The 14,966-nt window shown below is 72.7% G+C and carries 13 protein-coding genes; 5 read left to right on the plus strand and 8 right to left on the minus strand.

Annotation, left to right across the window (positions count from 1 at the left end):
- Nucleotides 1-78 precede the first annotated feature (78 nt).
- From pepN to AC07A4_RS33985, 4 genes are all read right to left on the minus strand, one after another.
- Nucleotides 79-2,580, minus strand: a complete 2,502-nt coding sequence (gene pepN / locus AC07A4_RS33970) for an aminopeptidase N (protein WP_478606319.1) — start codon at nt 2,578-2,580, stop codon at nt 79-81.
- Between the two features lie 152 nt (nt 2,581-2,732).
- Complete coding sequence (locus tag AC07A4_RS33975; RefSeq protein WP_478606322.1) at nt 2,733-3,185, minus strand: hypothetical protein; 453 nt, start codon at nt 3,183-3,185, stop codon at nt 2,733-2,735.
- A complete protein-coding gene (locus AC07A4_RS33980; protein WP_478606325.1) occupies nt 3,182-3,388 on the minus strand; it encodes a hypothetical protein in 207 nt (68 codons plus the stop codon). The genes AC07A4_RS33975 and AC07A4_RS33980 overlap by 4 nt, the downstream gene beginning before the upstream one ends.
- Entirely contained in the window at nt 3,385-3,861 is a 477-nt protein-coding gene (locus AC07A4_RS33985; protein ID WP_478606327.1) for a hypothetical protein, read from the minus strand. Before AC07A4_RS33985 ends, AC07A4_RS33980 begins: the two co-directional genes overlap by 4 nt.
- 230 nt (nt 3,862-4,091) lie before the next feature.
- Between AC07A4_RS33985 and AC07A4_RS33990 the strand changes: the two genes are divergently transcribed.
- The 4 genes from AC07A4_RS33990 (at nt 4,092) to AC07A4_RS34005 (ending at nt 7,190) form a co-directional block, all read left to right on the plus strand.
- Nucleotides 4,092-5,306: a helix-turn-helix domain-containing protein gene (locus AC07A4_RS33990; RefSeq protein WP_478606329.1), complete on the plus strand. Its 1,215-nt coding sequence runs from the start codon at nt 4,092-4,094 to the stop codon at nt 5,304-5,306.
- On the plus strand, nt 5,272-5,718 hold the full coding sequence (locus AC07A4_RS33995) for an N-acetyltransferase family protein (RefSeq protein WP_478606331.1): 447 nt from the start codon (nt 5,272-5,274) through the stop codon (nt 5,716-5,718). The genes AC07A4_RS33990 and AC07A4_RS33995 overlap by 35 nt, the downstream gene beginning before the upstream one ends.
- Nucleotides 5,719-5,999: 281 nt before the next feature.
- Nucleotides 6,000-6,542, plus strand: a complete 543-nt coding sequence (locus AC07A4_RS34000; protein ID WP_478606333.1) for an N-acetyltransferase family protein — start codon at nt 6,000-6,002, stop codon at nt 6,540-6,542.
- A 102-nt stretch (nt 6,543-6,644) separates the two neighbouring features.
- The gene (locus AC07A4_RS34005; RefSeq protein ID WP_478606336.1) at nt 6,645-7,190 is read left to right on the plus strand and encodes a flavoprotein; all 546 of its coding nucleotides are present in this window, start codon (nt 6,645-6,647) and stop codon (nt 7,188-7,190) included.
- A 47-nt stretch (nt 7,191-7,237) separates the two neighbouring features.
- Here AC07A4_RS34005 and AC07A4_RS34010 read toward each other — a convergent pair whose 3' ends face one another.
- Nucleotides 7,238-7,621 carry a chorismate mutase gene (locus AC07A4_RS34010; protein ID WP_478606339.1) on the minus strand — a complete coding sequence of 128 codons (384 nt, stop codon included), beginning with the start codon at nt 7,619-7,621 and terminating at the stop codon, nt 7,238-7,240.
- Between the two features lie 11 nt (nt 7,622-7,632).
- On the minus strand, nt 7,633-8,532 hold the full coding sequence (locus AC07A4_RS34015) for a helix-turn-helix domain-containing protein (RefSeq protein WP_478606341.1): 900 nt from the start codon (nt 8,530-8,532) through the stop codon (nt 7,633-7,635).
- A gap of 125 nt (nt 8,533-8,657) precedes the next feature.
- On the opposite strand from AC07A4_RS34015, the gene AC07A4_RS34020 reads away from it, so the two are divergent.
- Nucleotides 8,658-10,415, plus strand: a complete 1,758-nt coding sequence (locus AC07A4_RS34020) for a glycoside hydrolase family 35 protein (RefSeq protein WP_478606343.1) — start codon at nt 8,658-8,660, stop codon at nt 10,413-10,415.
- A gap of 118 nt (nt 10,416-10,533) precedes the next feature.
- Here AC07A4_RS34020 and AC07A4_RS34025 read toward each other — a convergent pair whose 3' ends face one another.
- Nucleotides 10,534-13,617, minus strand: coding sequence for an endo-alpha-N-acetylgalactosaminidase family protein (locus tag AC07A4_RS34025; RefSeq protein ID WP_478606346.1), 3,084 nt, complete (start codon nt 13,615-13,617; stop codon nt 10,534-10,536).
- Between the two features lie 124 nt (nt 13,618-13,741).
- On the minus strand, nt 13,742-14,962 hold the full coding sequence (locus tag AC07A4_RS34030) for a sensor histidine kinase (RefSeq protein WP_478606348.1): 1,221 nt from the start codon (nt 14,960-14,962) through the stop codon (nt 13,742-13,744).
- Nucleotides 14,963-14,966 lie beyond the last annotated feature (4 nt).

The following is a 14,966-nucleotide window of genomic DNA, read 5'->3' on the forward strand; positions in this document are numbered from 1 at the left end:
TGCGTACGCGTCCCGTACTCGCTCCGTACGCGTCCCGCGCTCGTTCCGTACTCGGTCCGTACTCGGTCCGTACGCGCCTCAGCCGTGTTCGGCCTTGCGACGGACGCGCAACGCGCGGGCGAGGTCGTCGAGTTGGTCGGTGAGGCGGCGGCGGAGGGCGGGGGTGAGGTCGGTGCGGTTCAGGCAGGTCTCGCCGAGGCGCAGGGTGTCGTCGTCGACGGTGAGGGGGAAGGCGTGGCGGCCAATCGCGTCGGCGATGGCGGGTCCTCGGCGGGCGGCGACGGTGACGGCGTCCACGAAGTAGCGGGCGACGTAGGGGGCGGTGAGGTCGTCCTGTTCGGGTTGCCAGAAGCCTTGGGCGGTGGCGGTGAACAGGTAGTTGGACAGGTCGTCGGAGCCGAACATGGCGGTCCAGGCGCGGCGTTTGGCCTCCGGGTCCGGCAGGGCGGCGCGGCAGCGGGCGGCGCCTTCCTGGCCGGTGGCGCTGGGGTCGCGGCGCAGTTCGGCGGCGATGGTGTGCTCGTCGGTCTCGCCGAGGACGGCGAGGCGGGTGAGGGCCCGCCAGCGCAGTTCGGGGTCGAGTTCGGGGCCGCCGGGGACGGCGCCCTGGGCGAGCCAGGTGTGGAGGGGTTCGGCCTGGGTGGCGGCGTCGATGAGGCCGCGTACGGCGATGAGCCTGAGGTCGGGCTGGGAGCCGTCCTCGGTGTGGCGGATGATGTCGTGGCACAGGGCGTCGAGGGTGGCGAGCGCGGCGGGCCGGTCGGCGGGCGGGCTGTAGCGGTCGGCGATGTAGGCGCCGGCGAAGCCGAGGGCGCCGGAGACGAGGGCGAGGTCGGTCTCGGCGGGCAGGTGGGCGCGGGCGGCGGTGAGGTAGGCGGCGGGTTCGAGGTCGCCGTCGCGGACCATGTCGCGCAGGGTGTTCCACAGGACGGCGCGGGTGAGGGGGTCGGGTACGCCGGACAGGGAGCGCAGCGCGGTGTCCTGTGACACCGCGTCGAGGCGGATCTTGGTGTACGTGAGGTCGTGGTCGTTGGGGACGACGAGGGCGGGGCGGCCGCCGTCGCGGGGGGTGGGCGGGGTGTGGGCGGGGACGTCGGTCTCGTAGCGTTCGCGCAGGACGAGGAGGCGGCCGTCGGAGAGGTCGCGGTCGTAGACGCCGATGGCGACGCGGTGGGGGCGGCTGCCGTCGCGGTCGAGGGTGAGGTTCCACTCCCGGCCGCTGTGGGTGACGGTGGGGGTGAAGGTGTCGACGCCGGTGGTGCGCAGCCAGGCGGTGGCCCAGGCGTGGACGTCGCGGTCGGTGGCGGAGGCGAGGGAGTCGATGAAGTCGGCGAGGGTGGCGTTGGCGAACTTGTGGCGGGCGAAGTGGGTGTTGATGCCCGCGAGGAAGTCCTTCTCGCCGAGCCAGGCGACGAGTTGGCGCAGGGCGCTGGCGCCTTTGGCGTAGGAGATGCCGTCGAAGTTGAGGAGTGCGGAGGCGGTGTCGGGTACGGCGTCGGGGTCGGGGGCGACGGGGTGGGTGGAGGGGCGTTGGTCGGCGTCGTAGCCCCAGGCTTTGCGGGTGATGCCGAAGTCGACCCAGGTGTCGGTGAAGCGGGTGGCTTCGGTGAGGGTCTGGTAGCCCATGTACTCGGCGAAGGACTCGTTCAGCCAGATGTCGTCCCACCAGGCGAGGGTGACGAGGTCGCCGAACCACATGTGGGCCATTTCGTGGGCGATGACCATGGCGCGGGTCTGGCGTTGGGTGTCGGTGACGGCGGAGCGGTAGACGAATTCGTCGCGGAAGGTGACGAGGCCGGGGTTCTCCATGGCGCCGGCGTTGAATTCGGGGACGAAGGCCTGGTCGTAGGAGTCGAAGGGGTAGGGCTCGGTGAACTTCTCGTGGTAGCGGTCGAAGCAGGCGCGGGTGGTGTCGAGGAGTTCGTCGGCGTCGGCGTCGAGGTGGGGGGCGAGGGAGCGGCGGCAGTGGAGGCCGAAGGGCAGGCCGCGGTGTTCGGTGCGCACGGTGTGCCAGGGGCCGGCGGCGACGGCGACGAGGTAGGTGGGGATCAGGGGGGTGGGGGCGGCGCGCCAGGTGCCGTCGCCGGTGTGTTCGGTGATGCCGTTGGCGAGGACGGTCCAGGCGGGTGGGGCGGTGATGGTGAGGGCGAAGACGGATTTGAGGTCGGGCTGGTCGAAGGCGGCGAAGACGCGTTGGACGTCGTCCATGAAGAGCTGGGTGTAGACGTACGTTTCGCCGTCGGTGGGGTCGGTGAAGCGGTGCATGCCTTCGCCGGTGCGGGAGTAGTGCATGGCGGTGTCGACGACGAGTTCGTGGGTGCCGCGGGTGAGGGCGGGCAGGGGGTAGCGGTTGCCGGTGAGGGCGCCGGGGTCGAGGGGGGTGCCGTCGAGCGTGAGGGAGCGCAGGTGGGCGGGCTTCAGCTCGACGAAGGTGTCGCCGTCCGCGGTGGCGGTGAAGGTGATCGCCGTGCGGGAGTCGAAGGTCTCCTCGCCGGTGGTGAGGTCCAGGGTGATCTCGTACCGCTGGACGTCGAGGAGCTGGGCTCGGTGCTGCGCTTCGTCGCGCGTCAGTACGGGCATTTGGCCATGGTGCCTGATCTGGCGGGGCGGCTGTCAGGGTGGGTGCGCCGGGGGTGGGGTGGGGGGTGCGTGGTTGGCCGCGCGGGGCTGGGGCGGCCTGGGTTCGGGGCTTCTCGTTGGCGATGTGCTCGTGGTGGCGGATGGCTGGGCCGCTACTGCGGGCACGTTCCGGTGTGTACGTAGCTGAGCTCGGGCCCGCGCGTGCTCTGCCAGAGGTGGGGCTGCCATGCCTCGGCGGGCGTCATCGTGCTCAGGCAGCGCATGCACCAGACCGACGGCCGCCTGGCCCGGCGCCGTGCCTCTACGTGTGCCGCGCGCAGCGGGCCGGGGAAGGGGCAGGGCTTGTCCTCGCGGCACTCCGGGCAGAGGAGGAGGTGGTCGTTCCAGTCTGCGTAGGTCGCCATGGCCCGGGTGTGGGCGGTGTGGCAGGCCCGGCAGGCGCGGGGGCACCAGTAGGGGTCGCCGCCGAGGCTGACGGCGTCGCCGCTGTGCAGCGCTCGTGGGCACCAGACGCAGGCGTTGCCCTGGGCTTGCGTGATGGTCAGGGCGGGGCCGCGCGCCACGAGGGTGAGGAGCAGGCTCGCGACGACGCCGGGGTCGCTCACCGGGCGGCCCGGGCCGCGCGGCGGTCGAGGAGCGCGGCCTTGCGGGCGGCGCGGAGCGCCCGGCGCAGGTAGTGGGCTCCGCGGCAGGGCGGCGGCCCTGTCCAGCCCGTGCCGCACCGGGGGCAGGAGCGCAGGTGGTCCAGGAGCCTGAGGTAGGCGCGCTCGGCGTGGGCCTCCAGCGGGGACAGGTCGGCGGTCATCATCGGCCCACTACCCGCGGCGGGTTGGCCAGTGCGAGCAGGGTGCGCAGGTGCACGGGGTCACACAGGTTCCCCGGAGACTGAGGCGGCACCACCCAGCACGTGAGCAGCGTGGCGTGGCCGGGCCGGGGCACGCCGAGGTAAGTGTCGGTGCTCAGGCGCTCGTCCGGGCCGTCCCAGTGGGCGTCTGGCGGGATGAGGACGTAGTACGGGCCGAGGGGGCTGCGCAGGTCGCGGATCACCGGGCCTTCGAGCCAGGTGAGCAGGCCCGCGGCTACGGCCTCCGGCTCGTCGCTGCCGACCGCGGCGTGGATGCGCTCGGCCGGGGCGCGGATCGCGTCGAAGCGGCGGCCGAGAGGGAGGAGCGTGACGCCGCGCTCGCCCCACTCCTTCCAGACCCGGCCGGGGTCGGGGTCCGCGCCCGCCAACCAGTCGGCGATCGCTCGGCGCTCGTGATCGTTCGGCGGGGCCTGCACCAGAGCGCTCCTTCTCGGTGCTGGAACTGGGGCCGTACTCTCGCCCATGTCGACTCCTCGGTAGTCGGCCATGCCCCGGGGCCGTTCGCGCGGTCGCCGGGGTCGCGCCGTTCACCTGACGACGCGTGACCTGCATCGGTAGCGTTACCGGTACGTGCAGTGAGCGAAAGATCCAGACTGTCCGCTGCTGTCCGCACCGCAGCGGACAACGCGGACACGCGGGGGCACAGATGAGCGAGACCTTCGGCGAAGCGCTACGCCGCATCAGGGGTAGCCGTAGCCTGCGCGACGTCGCCGCGCTCGCATCCTGCGGGAAGTCCTACATCAGCGACCTGGAGAACGGCAGACGGCACCCTGCACCGCAGATGGCCCGCGCCCTCGATGACGCCCTCGACGCATGCGGGGAACTCGTCGCGCTCGCGGACAGCCGCCCGGGGGAGAGCGTCCTTCAGCAGGCCGACCGCCTTCAAGCCGGACTGCACGATCTCCTCGCTGCGGGCCCGCTCGCCGACAGCTCCATCGACGAGGTCGAGTGGACCGTGGCCCAACACGGACGGGCCACCCGCTACCGGCCTGAGACCCAGCATCTCCCCGAACTGCTCGCCGACTTCCAGGACCTGCGCGTGCTCCTCGGCCACCGGCAGACAGCCCCGGCCCGCCGCCGCCTCCTCGTCGCTGCTGCCCGCATGTCTGGGCTCACCGCCCTCACCTTCCTCAAGGTTGGCGACGACCGCGCGACGTCCTGGTGGCGGACCGCCCGGAAGGCCGCCGCCGCAGCAGACGACCGAGCCACCCTGTCGTGGGCGTACGCGCAAGAGGCATACCAGTCCTACTACAGCGGCGATGTGCACGGGGCTGTCGAACTGGCAGACAGGGCGCAGCAACTCGCCAGCGGCATGCCGTGCGTCGGCCCCCCGCTCGCGGCGCCGCTGGAGGCACGCGCGCACGCACGGCTCGGAAACCGGGACGCCACGATGCGGGCTTTGGCGGCGGCGGAGACCGCGCTCGAACGACTCCCTGACGCCGATCAGATTGGTTCCGCGTTCGGGTACAGCGAGTCCCAGCTGCGGTTCCACGCGGGCGACGCGCTCACCCATCTCGGCGAGACCGCTCGTGCCCGCGAGGAGCTGGCCCGGGCCGCAGACCTGTACCCGGCGTCCGAGCAACTGGACCGCTCTCTGGTCGCCCTCGACACCGCGATGTGCACCGCCCTCGACGGAGACCCGGCCGCCGCAGCCGACCAAGCGGTCCGCACCATCATCGGGTTGGAGCCTGACCATCGCACCGCGCTGGTCCTCTACCGTGCGCGCGACGTCATAACTAAGGTGCCGCCTGGTGCACGGGCGCTGCGCGAGGTGCGGGCACTGCGCGAGATCCTGGCACCGCCCCCTACGAAGACGGAGCGCGGGCGTGGAGATCAGCACGGCGACGGAGACCGACGCTGAGGTCATCTCGGTGATCCTCGGAGAAATCGAGGAGTACTACGGCGGTACCCCTGTGCCTGGTGACGTGGGCCAGATTCGGGCTGCACTGTTTGGCGAGCGGCCCGTGGCGCACGTGCTCCTGGCCCGTGAGAAGAGTGAGGTGATCGGCTTCGCCTCCTACTCCCGGCTGTGGCCAGCGTCCGGAGCGACCTCCAGCCTGTACCTGAAGGAGCTGTATGTCAGGGCACCCGCGCGCCGCTGCGGCGTGGCCCGTGCCCTGATGGAAGCGCTGCGGGACGAAGCGGAGGCGCTCGGCTGCTCCCGGATCGAGTGGACTGCAGACTCCGATAACCCGCCTGCGCTGGCGCTCTACAAAGCACTGGGGGTGCAGCCACACGGTGGCAAGGTCTTCTATCGAACGAGCGCCGGATAGCCCGGACGCGTGACAGCAGCCCCACCCTCCCGTAGGAGAGTGAGGCTGCAGTGTCTCGGCGCCACCGTCTACGCTGCCAGGCATTTCCCCCACCCCCAGCCCTCGGGCCGCCGTGCGCCCTGCTGCGGCCGTGAACGAGGACATCCGTAACCTCTGGACAGGAGCCAGCGGCGACCCGTGCGTCAGGCTGCCTGCCGCCCAACGAGCCCTCTACGAGCGAGTCCTGCGCGAGTGGGCCGCGTCCGCGCCCGCCTCGCCGCAGTCAGTCAGGGAGGAAGTACGTGACCGCGCACACGGAACTAGACCTGAGGCACTACGGGCACGCCCATGCCGCCGCTATCCGTGAGCTTCTTCTGGACGTCCACGACGAGGTGTACGAGGGCGTCGATGATCCCCTCGCGCCGAGGGAAGTGTTTGCCAGGTTCGCTGACAGCTGGGCTGGCAAGGAGGGCTTCGCGTGTGCCGTCGGCTACGACCAGGACCAGCCCGTCGGCTACGCGTACGGGGCACCGCTCGGTTCGACGACTACGTGGTGGGCGAAGGTCCTTCCCGCTCTGCCCGCGGAGTTCACGGCGGAGACGGGTGTACGAACGTTCGCCTTGTCAGAGTTGATGGTCCGTGCGCCGTGGCGCGGTACGGGCGCGTCGCGGCGGATCCACGATGAGCTGCTGAGTGGGCGTGCGGAGGAACGCGTGACACTGCTCGTCCACAAGGACCACGTGAAGGTACGAGCCCTTTACGAAAGCTGGGGCTATGAGTCCGTGGGTGAGGCGTTGCCTTTTGAGGGCGCGCCTTTGCTGTGCGCGATGGTGCTCGCGCGCTGACCCGAGTATCGAGAAGGAGATGCGCGCGGCGAGCCGTCTCTGCGAGAGGCGGGCGAGCTTCCGGTGCTTCCTGGTGCGAGCCCCACGCGGTGGGATGAATCCATGACCTCTCGGACTCTGTACTTGTTCGGCTCGGCCGCGCCGCCCCTCTTCGAAGTGGCGAAGGTGATCGAGACGGCGCGGGCGGACGGCTGGGACGTCTGCCTCGGTCTGACGCCGACGGCGGCGCGCTGGATCGCCGAGAGCCTCGACGGTCTGGCCGCGCTGACCGGGCATCCGGTCCGCAGTGACTACAAGCTCCCCGGTGAGCCGGATGTCTGGCCCAAGGCCGACGTGATCCTCTTCGCCCCCGCGACGTTCAACAGCCTCAACTCCTGGGCGCTCGGGCTCACTCGGAACTTCGTGGTGGGTGTCGTCGCCGAGGCGATCGGCAAGGGCGTCCCGACGGTGACGGTGCCGTGTGTGAACGCCGCGTACGCCCGGCACCGGCAGTTGGACCGCAGCATCGCGGAGCTGCGCGATCAAGGTGTCACCGTGCTGTACGGCGAGGGCGGCTTCGTCCCCAATCCGCCCGGCTCCGGCAAGCCGGACGCGTACCCCTGGGACGCGGCTCTGGCCGCCGCGCGGCTCGCCGCTGCCGGGACGTGACGACGGGCGGTCCGAGGCGGGCCAGGGGCCCCGGCCCCCGTATCGGCTCACACGGAAGGGCTATCGGCACCGGTCACCGTGCCGTCCGCGATCTGTTCGTGGTGGCGGATGACCTCGGCGATGATGAAGTTCAGGAACTTCTCCGCGAACGCGGGGTCGAGTTTGGCGTTTTCGGCGAGTTCGCGCAGGCGGGTGATCTGGCGGGATTCGCGGGCGGGGTCGGCGGGGGGCAGGTGGTGGTTGGCCTTGAGGTGGCCGACCTGCTGGGTGCACTTGAAGCGTTCGGCGAGCATGTGGACGACGGCGGCGTCGATGTTGTCGATGCTGGCGCGCAGGCGGGACAGCTCGGCGAGGACCGCGGGGTCGACGGGCTCGGCGGGGGCGGCCGGGTCGGCGGGGGCTGCGGGCTCGGCGGGGGGCTTCGTGGTCATGGGAGGCGAGCCTACGTGGCCGGGCCGGGGTCGGTGGACTTCAGGAGCGGCGGGTGGTCGGGGTCGGGGACTCGCTGGGACCAGCCGCCGGGTACGGCGCGGCCCTGCTGGGCGCGGAAGCGGACGGGGGCGACGCCGACGCGGCGGGTGAAGAGGCGGGAGAAGTAGGCGGGGTCGTCGTAGCCGACGCGGCGGGCGACGGCGGCGACGGGCAGCTCGGTGGCGGCGAGGAGTTCCTTGGCGCGGCCGAGGCGGATGCCGAGGAGGTAGTCCTTGGGGCTGCAGCCGGCGCCGCGGCGTACTGCGGTGCGCAGCTCGGCGGGGGTCATGCCGTGGCGGGCGGCGTGCTCGGCGATGGACAGGGCCTTGAAGGCGTCGCGGGCCAGGGCCCCCAGGACGGGGTCGCCGTCGGGGGCGACGTCGGCGCGGGCGCGGCGCAGCGTGACGAGGAGCTCGTGGACAGCGGCGCTGGTCTCGACCTCCAGGAGCGGGTTGTCGCGGCGGGCGGCGCGGGCGATGCGGCCGACGACGGCGCGGACGGCGGCCGGGTCGGACAGGGGCACGAGGGGCCGGTCGGGTTCGATGTAGCCGAGTTCGGTGTAGGTGGCGGTGGCGGGGCCCGTGAAGTCGACGAAGCACTCGTCCCAGCCGGTGCGCGGGTCGGCGCCGTAGTGGTGGGGCACGCCCGGCACGAGCCAGATCAGGGCGGGTGCGGTGACGGTTCTGCGGCGGCCGTCGGGGGCGTGGAACCAGCCGCTTCCGGCGCTGACGACGAGGGCGACGTGATGGTCGAGGGTACGCGGCCCGACGGTGGGCAGGGTGCCGTGCTGGAGGCCCACGCCGAGGCAGACAAGGCCGAGGCGGTGGTGGGCCGGGCTCGGCGTGAAGTAGCGCATCCAGGTGTGGTACATCGGCTGCCGTCCGTCCTGTGATCGCTGCGTCCAACCCGGCTCGATCTTTGTCCATGGACCGTGCCGCCCGCCAGGGGCAATCGTGGCGGGCGGCAGCACGGACCGGCGGTGTGGGAGGGCACGCGATGGACGGCTTCAGGGTGGGCGAGGACGACTTCGAGCTGGATGGGCGGCCGGTGCGGCTGCTTTCGGGGGCGCTGCACTACTTCCGGGTGCACGAGGCGCAGTGGGGGCACCGCCTGGCGATGCTGCGGGCGATGGGCCTCAACTGTGTGGAGACGTACGTTCCGTGGAACGTGCACGAGCCGCGTCCGGGTGAGTTCGAGGACGTGGAGGCGCTCGGCCGGTTCCTGGACGCGGCGCACGCGGCGGGTCTGTGGGCGATCGTGCGGCCGGGTCCGTACATATGTGCCGAGTGGGACAACGGTGGTCTTCCGTCGTGGCTGACGGGTGCGGTGGGGCGGCGGGTGCGGACCCGTGACGCGCGGTATCTGGGGCATGTGGAGCGCTGGTTCACGCGGCTGCTGCCGCAGGTCGTGGAGCGCCAGCACGACCGGGGCGGGCCCGTGGTCCTGGTGCAGGTGGAGAACGAGTACGGCAGTTACGGCTCGGACCGGGAGTATCTGCGGGTGCTCGCGGGGCTGTTGCGGCGGCTGGGGGTGACGGCGGAGCTGTGTACGTCGGACGGTCCTGAGGACCACATGCTGTCCGGGGGCGCTGTGTCCGGGGTGCTCGCGACGGTGAACTTCGGCTCGCGGGCCCGCGAGGGCTTCGACGTGCTGCGCCGCCATCGGGCCAAGGGTCCTTTGATGTGCATGGAGTTCTGGTGCGGCTGGTTCGACCACTGGGGCGAGGAGCACATCGAGCGGGAGCCGCGGGACGCGGCCGACGCGCTGCGGGAGATCCTTGAGTGCGGGGCGTCGGTGAATCTGTACATGGCGCACGGCGGGACGAGCTTCGCCGGGTGGGCGGGGGCGAACCGGGGTGGCGGCGCGCTGCACGACGGTGTGCTCGAGCCGGATGTCACGTCGTACGACTATGACGCGCCGATCGATGAGTTCGGGCGGCCCACGGCGAAGTTCTGGCTGTTCCGGGAGGTCCTCGCCGAGTACGCGCAGGGGCCGCTGCCCGAGGTGCCGCCCGCTCCGGCGGCGCTGGCCGCGCCGGTGTCGGGGCGGCTCGAACACTGGGCGTCGCTGGGCGCGGTCGCGGAGCGGCTTGGGTCGCCGGAGGAGGAGCACGCGGTGCCGCCCACGTTCGAGGAGCTGGGGGTGGACCGGGGGCTCGTGCGCTACTCCTTCACGGTGCCCGGGCCGCGCGGCCCTTATCCGCTGAGTGTGCGGGGGCTGCGGGACCGGGCCGTGGTGTACGTCGACGGGGTGCGGGCGGGGGTGCTCACCGAGGACTCCCCCGCGCTGCCCGGGCCCGTGCCGGGCGGGGCGCGGGTGGAGCTGTGGGTGGAGTCGCTGGGGCGCGTCAGCTACGGGCCGCGGCTCGGGGAGGCCAAGGGGGTCACCGGCGGGGTGCTGCACGAGCGGCAGTACGTGCACGGGGTGCGGGCGGTGGGGTTGCCGCTCGGTGCGCTGGGGTCGGTGGCCGCGGTGGATTCGGTGGCGACGGTGGCGGGGGCGGGGCGGGGGCGGGCCGGTCTGTACCGGGGGGTGGTGGAGGTCGTGGGGGTGGGGGACGCGGTGGTGGAGCTTGAGGGGTGGACTCGGGGGTTCGTGTGGGTGAACGGGTTTTGTGTGGGGCGGTATTGGGAGGTGGGGCCGCAGCGGGGGTTGTTTGTGCCGGGTGTGGTGTTGCGGGAGGGGGCGAATGTGGTGTGGGTGGTGGAGGTGGAGGGGGTGCGGGGGGAGGAGCCGGTGGTGCGGCTTCGTTAGCCTCGCGGTGCGCCCCAGGCCCGCCCCTTCCCGAACCGGGTGCTGGCCGCCCCCGTCCCCCCGCCCAACTGCATTGGCGCTTCGCGCCTCGTCCTCAAACGCCGGACGGGCTGGATTCCTACAGCTCTCGCACCGCGAACGCGTCCAGTACGAACTCCGCCTTCCCGTCCTCGCCGACCTTGCGCAGGCCCACCCAGGCCTCCCCCTCGGCGGGCGCGGTGAACTCGTAGGAGTGGAGGGTGGGTGAGGTGGCCACGGGGAGGGGGGCGCGGGAGAGTTCGCGGGCCGCGGGCTCGTCCACCGCCGTGATCCAGGCGTACTGGCCCGCCTTCTCGTTCTCGTACCGGAAGGACACCCGGTAGCGCTTCCCGGCGGTGAAGCGGACGGTGTGGGGCACGGTGCGGTAGACGAGGCCCTGGTTCTCGCCGCGGGACTTGAGGGACTGGCCACCGTCGATGACGTCGTCGATGGCCTTGCCGTTCCAGCCGCGCTGGGTGAAGGGGGCGTGGCGTTGCGCGATGTGGGTGCGCGGGTCGGTGGCGCCGCCCGCGTCGCCCTTGACGAAGGGTCCCCAGCCCTGCGGCACGTGCTCGAAGTCCTCGTGGATGAGGACGCCGCGGGGCGGCCGGGGGCGCGCGGTGGCGGCGACGACGCGCACGTTGTCGAAGCGGACGCGGGCCCGCCCGGCCTCGGCGCGCAGCGCGAGGCGGACGGGGCCGCCGCCCTCGGGCACGGTGAAGGGGGTGAACACGCGCTGGAAGCGGGTGCCGTGCTTGCGGTCGGCGGCGACGTAGTTCTGGGCGGTGGAGGTGTCGGTCCAGTTGGCGGCGGTGACGCCGTCGGCGGTGCGGACCTCCAGGGTGGCGGTGCGCCGCTCCCCCGCGCTCTCGCCGACCTCGATCTGCACGGAGGCGACGTACGTGCCGGGCTTGAGGCGGCGCAGGCGCTGGCTGACGGAGGCGGCGGCACCGGGGGTAATGACGAGTTCGTAGTCGCCGAGCGCGCTGCGGGTGACGGTGGCGGGTCCGGTGACGTGCCAGGCCTTGAGGTCGCCCGCGTGGAAGCCGGGGTCGCTGAGCGGGGTGCCCTGGCCCCAGTCGGGGTCGGGCAGGGCGCGGGCGCGGGTGCGGTGGACGGTGTAGGGCTGCTTGGCGCGGGCGTCGATGGTGATCTTCCCGGCGCGTACGGGCAGGTCCCGGACGAAGACGCGGCCCTGGTCGGTGAGGCGGTACAGGGCCACCGTGCGGGCGCTGGCCCAGCCCTTGGGCAGGTTCCAGGTGCTGGGGCCGCCGCGGGGGTTGTAGTGGTAGAGCTTCGCGGGGTCGGTGGCGCGGCGGGGCTCCCAGGGCAGGAGGTAGGTGCCGTCGGCGTAGACGAGGTGTCCGCCGGTGGTGACGCGGCGGGTGCCGTCGGCGTCGGTGACGGAGGTCGCGCCGTCGCCGAAGAAGGTGATCTCGTGGTCGGTCCAGGTCTTGATGGGGTGGGCCTGGAGGTATTTGGCGGGCAGGGCGTGGGTCCAGATCAGTTCGTAGAACGCGTTCCAGTCGGTCTTGCCGACCCAGCCCTCGAAGGTGCCCATGCGGGCGATGCCGAGGAGGGTGGGCCACTTGTCGGCGAAGACGTCCTTCTGGTGGTGGCGGATGAAGCGGATGAGGCGGGAGTTGATGCCGCGGGAGGTGTCGGGGCCGTAGTCGGTCTCGGTCGCCCAGTGGGACCAGACGGCGGCGCGTTCGAAGCCGTGGCCCCATTCGGTGGTGAGGGTCCAGCCCTGGTCGCGCAGGGCGCGCTGGAGGCGGTCGGAGGTCCAGCCGGACTCGCGGAACACGTCGATGTAGAGGGTGTTGAGTGCCTTGTGGGTGTCGCGGCGCAGGTCGGCGAAGCGCTGGACGATGTCGCCGGAGACGAGGTCGCGGCGCTGGTCGATGCGGTAGCTCTGGTCGAGCCAGTCCCACTGCTCGTTGGTCTTGTCGACGAGTTTCTCGGAGAAGGCATGGGCGACGGGGTAGGACTCGGTGGCGTTGACGTGGACGCCGAAGTCGCTGTTCCACTTGGCGCCTTCGCTCACGAGGGTGTTGAGGTCGTCCAGGCCGCCCGCGCGGGTGTTGTAGTTGCCCGCGTAGTCGGGGTGGGCGGAGTCGTGGCCCTCGGACTGGTAGCCCTTGAGGAGGGTGTACTGGCGCAGCCCTTCGGTCGCCAGGTGGACGCGTTTGACGTTGTCGAGGGTGGCGAGGAACGGGTTGGTGGCCTGGGAGGCGAAGTTGAAGGGGATGTGCGGGACGACCCGCAGGTGCTGTTCGTCGGCGCCGAGGGGGGTGACCATGATGTCGCGGAAGGCGATCGCGGCGTCCTGCCAGTCGACCTTGCCGTCGCCGTTGCGGTCGCCGGTGATGACGACGGTGGCGTAGGGCAGGAGTTCGGTGGCGTCGACGGGGGCGGTGGCGGCGCGGTGGGTCCACTGGCCGGGGGTGAGGCGGGCCTCGGCGCGGCCGTCCTTGGCGACGGTCTGGCGCCACAGGCGGCCGTTGTCCCAGTTGGTGTCGGCGGTGGGCTTGTCGTAGACGGTGTTGGTCTCGACGGCGCCGCCGAGCGTGTCGTGGGCGAGGACGGCGTAGGCGCAGCCGGTGGGGGCCTGGGCGGGGGTGTCGGCCGCGAGCCGCAGCAGGGTGTCGCCGCTCTTGGCCTGGTCGAGCTGGATGCGGGCGGCGAGGAGCGTCGCGCCGGGCTGGTCGCTGCGCACGGAGAGCAGGGCGAGGCCGGGGATGCGGAGGGTGCCGATCCGTAGGGTGTCGGTGTCCTTGATCCTGGTGACGCGCCAGTGGACGCGGTGGCCGCGTACGGCGATCTCGACGTCGACGCGGGTGCCGCCGTCGAGGGTGAGGACGTAGGTCGCGCGGTCGTCGTGGGGGGTCGCGGTGACCTTGGGGGTGTGTTCGGTCTCGTTGATGAGCAGGGTGGTGACGGGGTCGGGCTGGGCGTGCAGGACGGCGCCGCTCGCGCGGTCGGTGTACGACACGACGCGGGGGAAGTCGGTGGCGACGCGGACCTCCAGGGCGGCCGAGCGCAGCACCGCCTGACCGGCGCGGGGCCGGGCGGCGGGTGCGGCGTGCGCGGCGGGCGCTCCCACGGCGGCGCCGAGCGAGGCGATCGCCCCGGTGGCGACGACGGCTCTGCGGCTCGGCCCGGACGTCTGTGACGGCAGCATGGACGCACCCCTCCGTGGGACGGAATTCGTGACGGTCACGATGCGCCGGGGGTGGTGGGGGCGCCCATGGACAAAGGAGCGGGAGGTGTTGGACTAAGCGCAGGGAGGCAGCGGCGCGGGCGGGCTAGGTGGTGTCGCCGTGGCTGTGCGGCAGGACGGCGCGGACCTGCCAGCCGCCCGTCGCGCGGGGGCCCGCGGTGAGCCGTCCGCCGAGGGCGCGTACGCGTTCCTCCAGGCCGACGAGGCCGAATCCGCCGCGTTCGGGGTGCCGTTCGCGGGGTGCGGGCGGGGGGTGCGCGGTGCCGTCGTCGGTGACGCGGACCTCGAGGCCGCCGTCGGTGAGGCGGATGTCGACGTGGACGGCGCTCGCGTCCGGAGCGTGTTTGCGTACGTTGGTGAGCGCCTCGCGGACGATGTGGTGGGCGGTGGCGGCGAGATCGGCCGGAAGCCGCTCCTGAAGGCCGTGTTCCACCTCAACCGTCACGGGCGGCCCGGTGGTGGCACTCGTCTCGGCGAGCGCGCGCAGTTCGGCGAGCCCCGCGGTGGGCGCCGTGCGCGCCTCGCTGTCGCGCAGGACGCGTACGAGGCGGCGCATGGCGCCGAGGGCCTCGTCGCCCGCGTGCGCGATGCGGATGAAGGTGGCGGTGGTGGCGCGGGGGTCGACGGTGGTGCCCGCGGTGAAGGTCGCGGCGCGGGCCTGGACGACGATGCCGGTGACGTGGTGGGCGACGAGGTCGTGGAGTTCGCGGGCGAGGTCGAGGCGTTCGGCGGCGCGGACGGCCTCCACCTCGCGCACCCGCTGGGCCTCGGTGCCGCGCAGCAGCAGCGAGAACGCGCTGACCACGGCGGCGAGCGCGGAGAACAGCAGGGTGAAGCGGCCGGGGGCGGCGTCGCGCACGGGCGCCGCGGCGCAGGCCAGGGCGAGCAGCGGCCCGAGCACGGCGGCGCGGCGTGCGGGCAGCCGCAGCAGGACGCCGGTGAGCAGGACGAGCAGGGCGATGGCCTCGCCCATGCCCCAGACGGCGAGCGGCCGCCCGCTGGCGAAGACGTACAGGGTGGCCGCCCAGGAGGTGGCGGCGGCGGTCCAGGCGCGGGCGGTGAGCGGGACGCGGGCCCAGGGCACCGCGCACAGGCAGGTGACGATGCCCGCGGTCCACAGGGCGGCGCGCGGCTCGGTGGGGTTGGCGGTGAGCGCGAGGCCTTCGACGAGGACCAGTGCGATCAGGGCGGCGGCGAGCAGCAGGTGGGCGGCGGGCCGCAGGGCGGGGTGGCGGTCGAGGGCGGCGGTGAGGCCGCCGGGGCTTGCGGGTCCGGCGGCGGGTGCCGGTTTCAGGGGGTGGCGCACGGCG

The sequence above is a fragment of the Streptomyces sp. NPDC043996 genome (assembly GCF_056435225.1).

Excerpts from the sequence above, each read along its gene's own strand:
- pepN (WP_478606319.1), bottom strand. The coding sequence starts at position 2,580 with ATGCCCGTACTGACGCGCGACGAAGCGCAGCACCGAGCCCAGCTCCTC.
- AC07A4_RS33980 (WP_478606325.1), bottom strand. The coding sequence starts at position 3,388 with ATGATGACCGCCGACCTGTCCCCGCTGGAGGCCCACGCCGAGCGCGCC.
- AC07A4_RS33990 (WP_478606329.1), top strand. The coding sequence starts at position 4,092 with ATGAGCGAGACCTTCGGCGAAGCGCTACGCCGCATCAGGGGTAGCCGT.
- AC07A4_RS34005 (WP_478606336.1), top strand. The coding sequence starts at position 6,645 with ATGACCTCTCGGACTCTGTACTTGTTCGGCTCGGCCGCGCCGCCCCTC.
- AC07A4_RS34010 (WP_478606339.1), bottom strand. The coding sequence starts at position 7,621 with ATGACCACGAAGCCCCCCGCCGAGCCCGCAGCCCCCGCCGACCCGGCC.
- AC07A4_RS34015 (WP_478606341.1), bottom strand. The coding sequence starts at position 8,532 with ATGTACCACACCTGGATGCGCTACTTCACGCCGAGCCCGGCCCACCAC.
- AC07A4_RS34020 (WP_478606343.1), top strand. The coding sequence starts at position 8,658 with ATGGACGGCTTCAGGGTGGGCGAGGACGACTTCGAGCTGGATGGGCGG.
- AC07A4_RS34025 (WP_478606346.1), bottom strand. The coding sequence starts at position 13,617 with ATGCTGCCGTCACAGACGTCCGGGCCGAGCCGCAGAGCCGTCGTCGCC.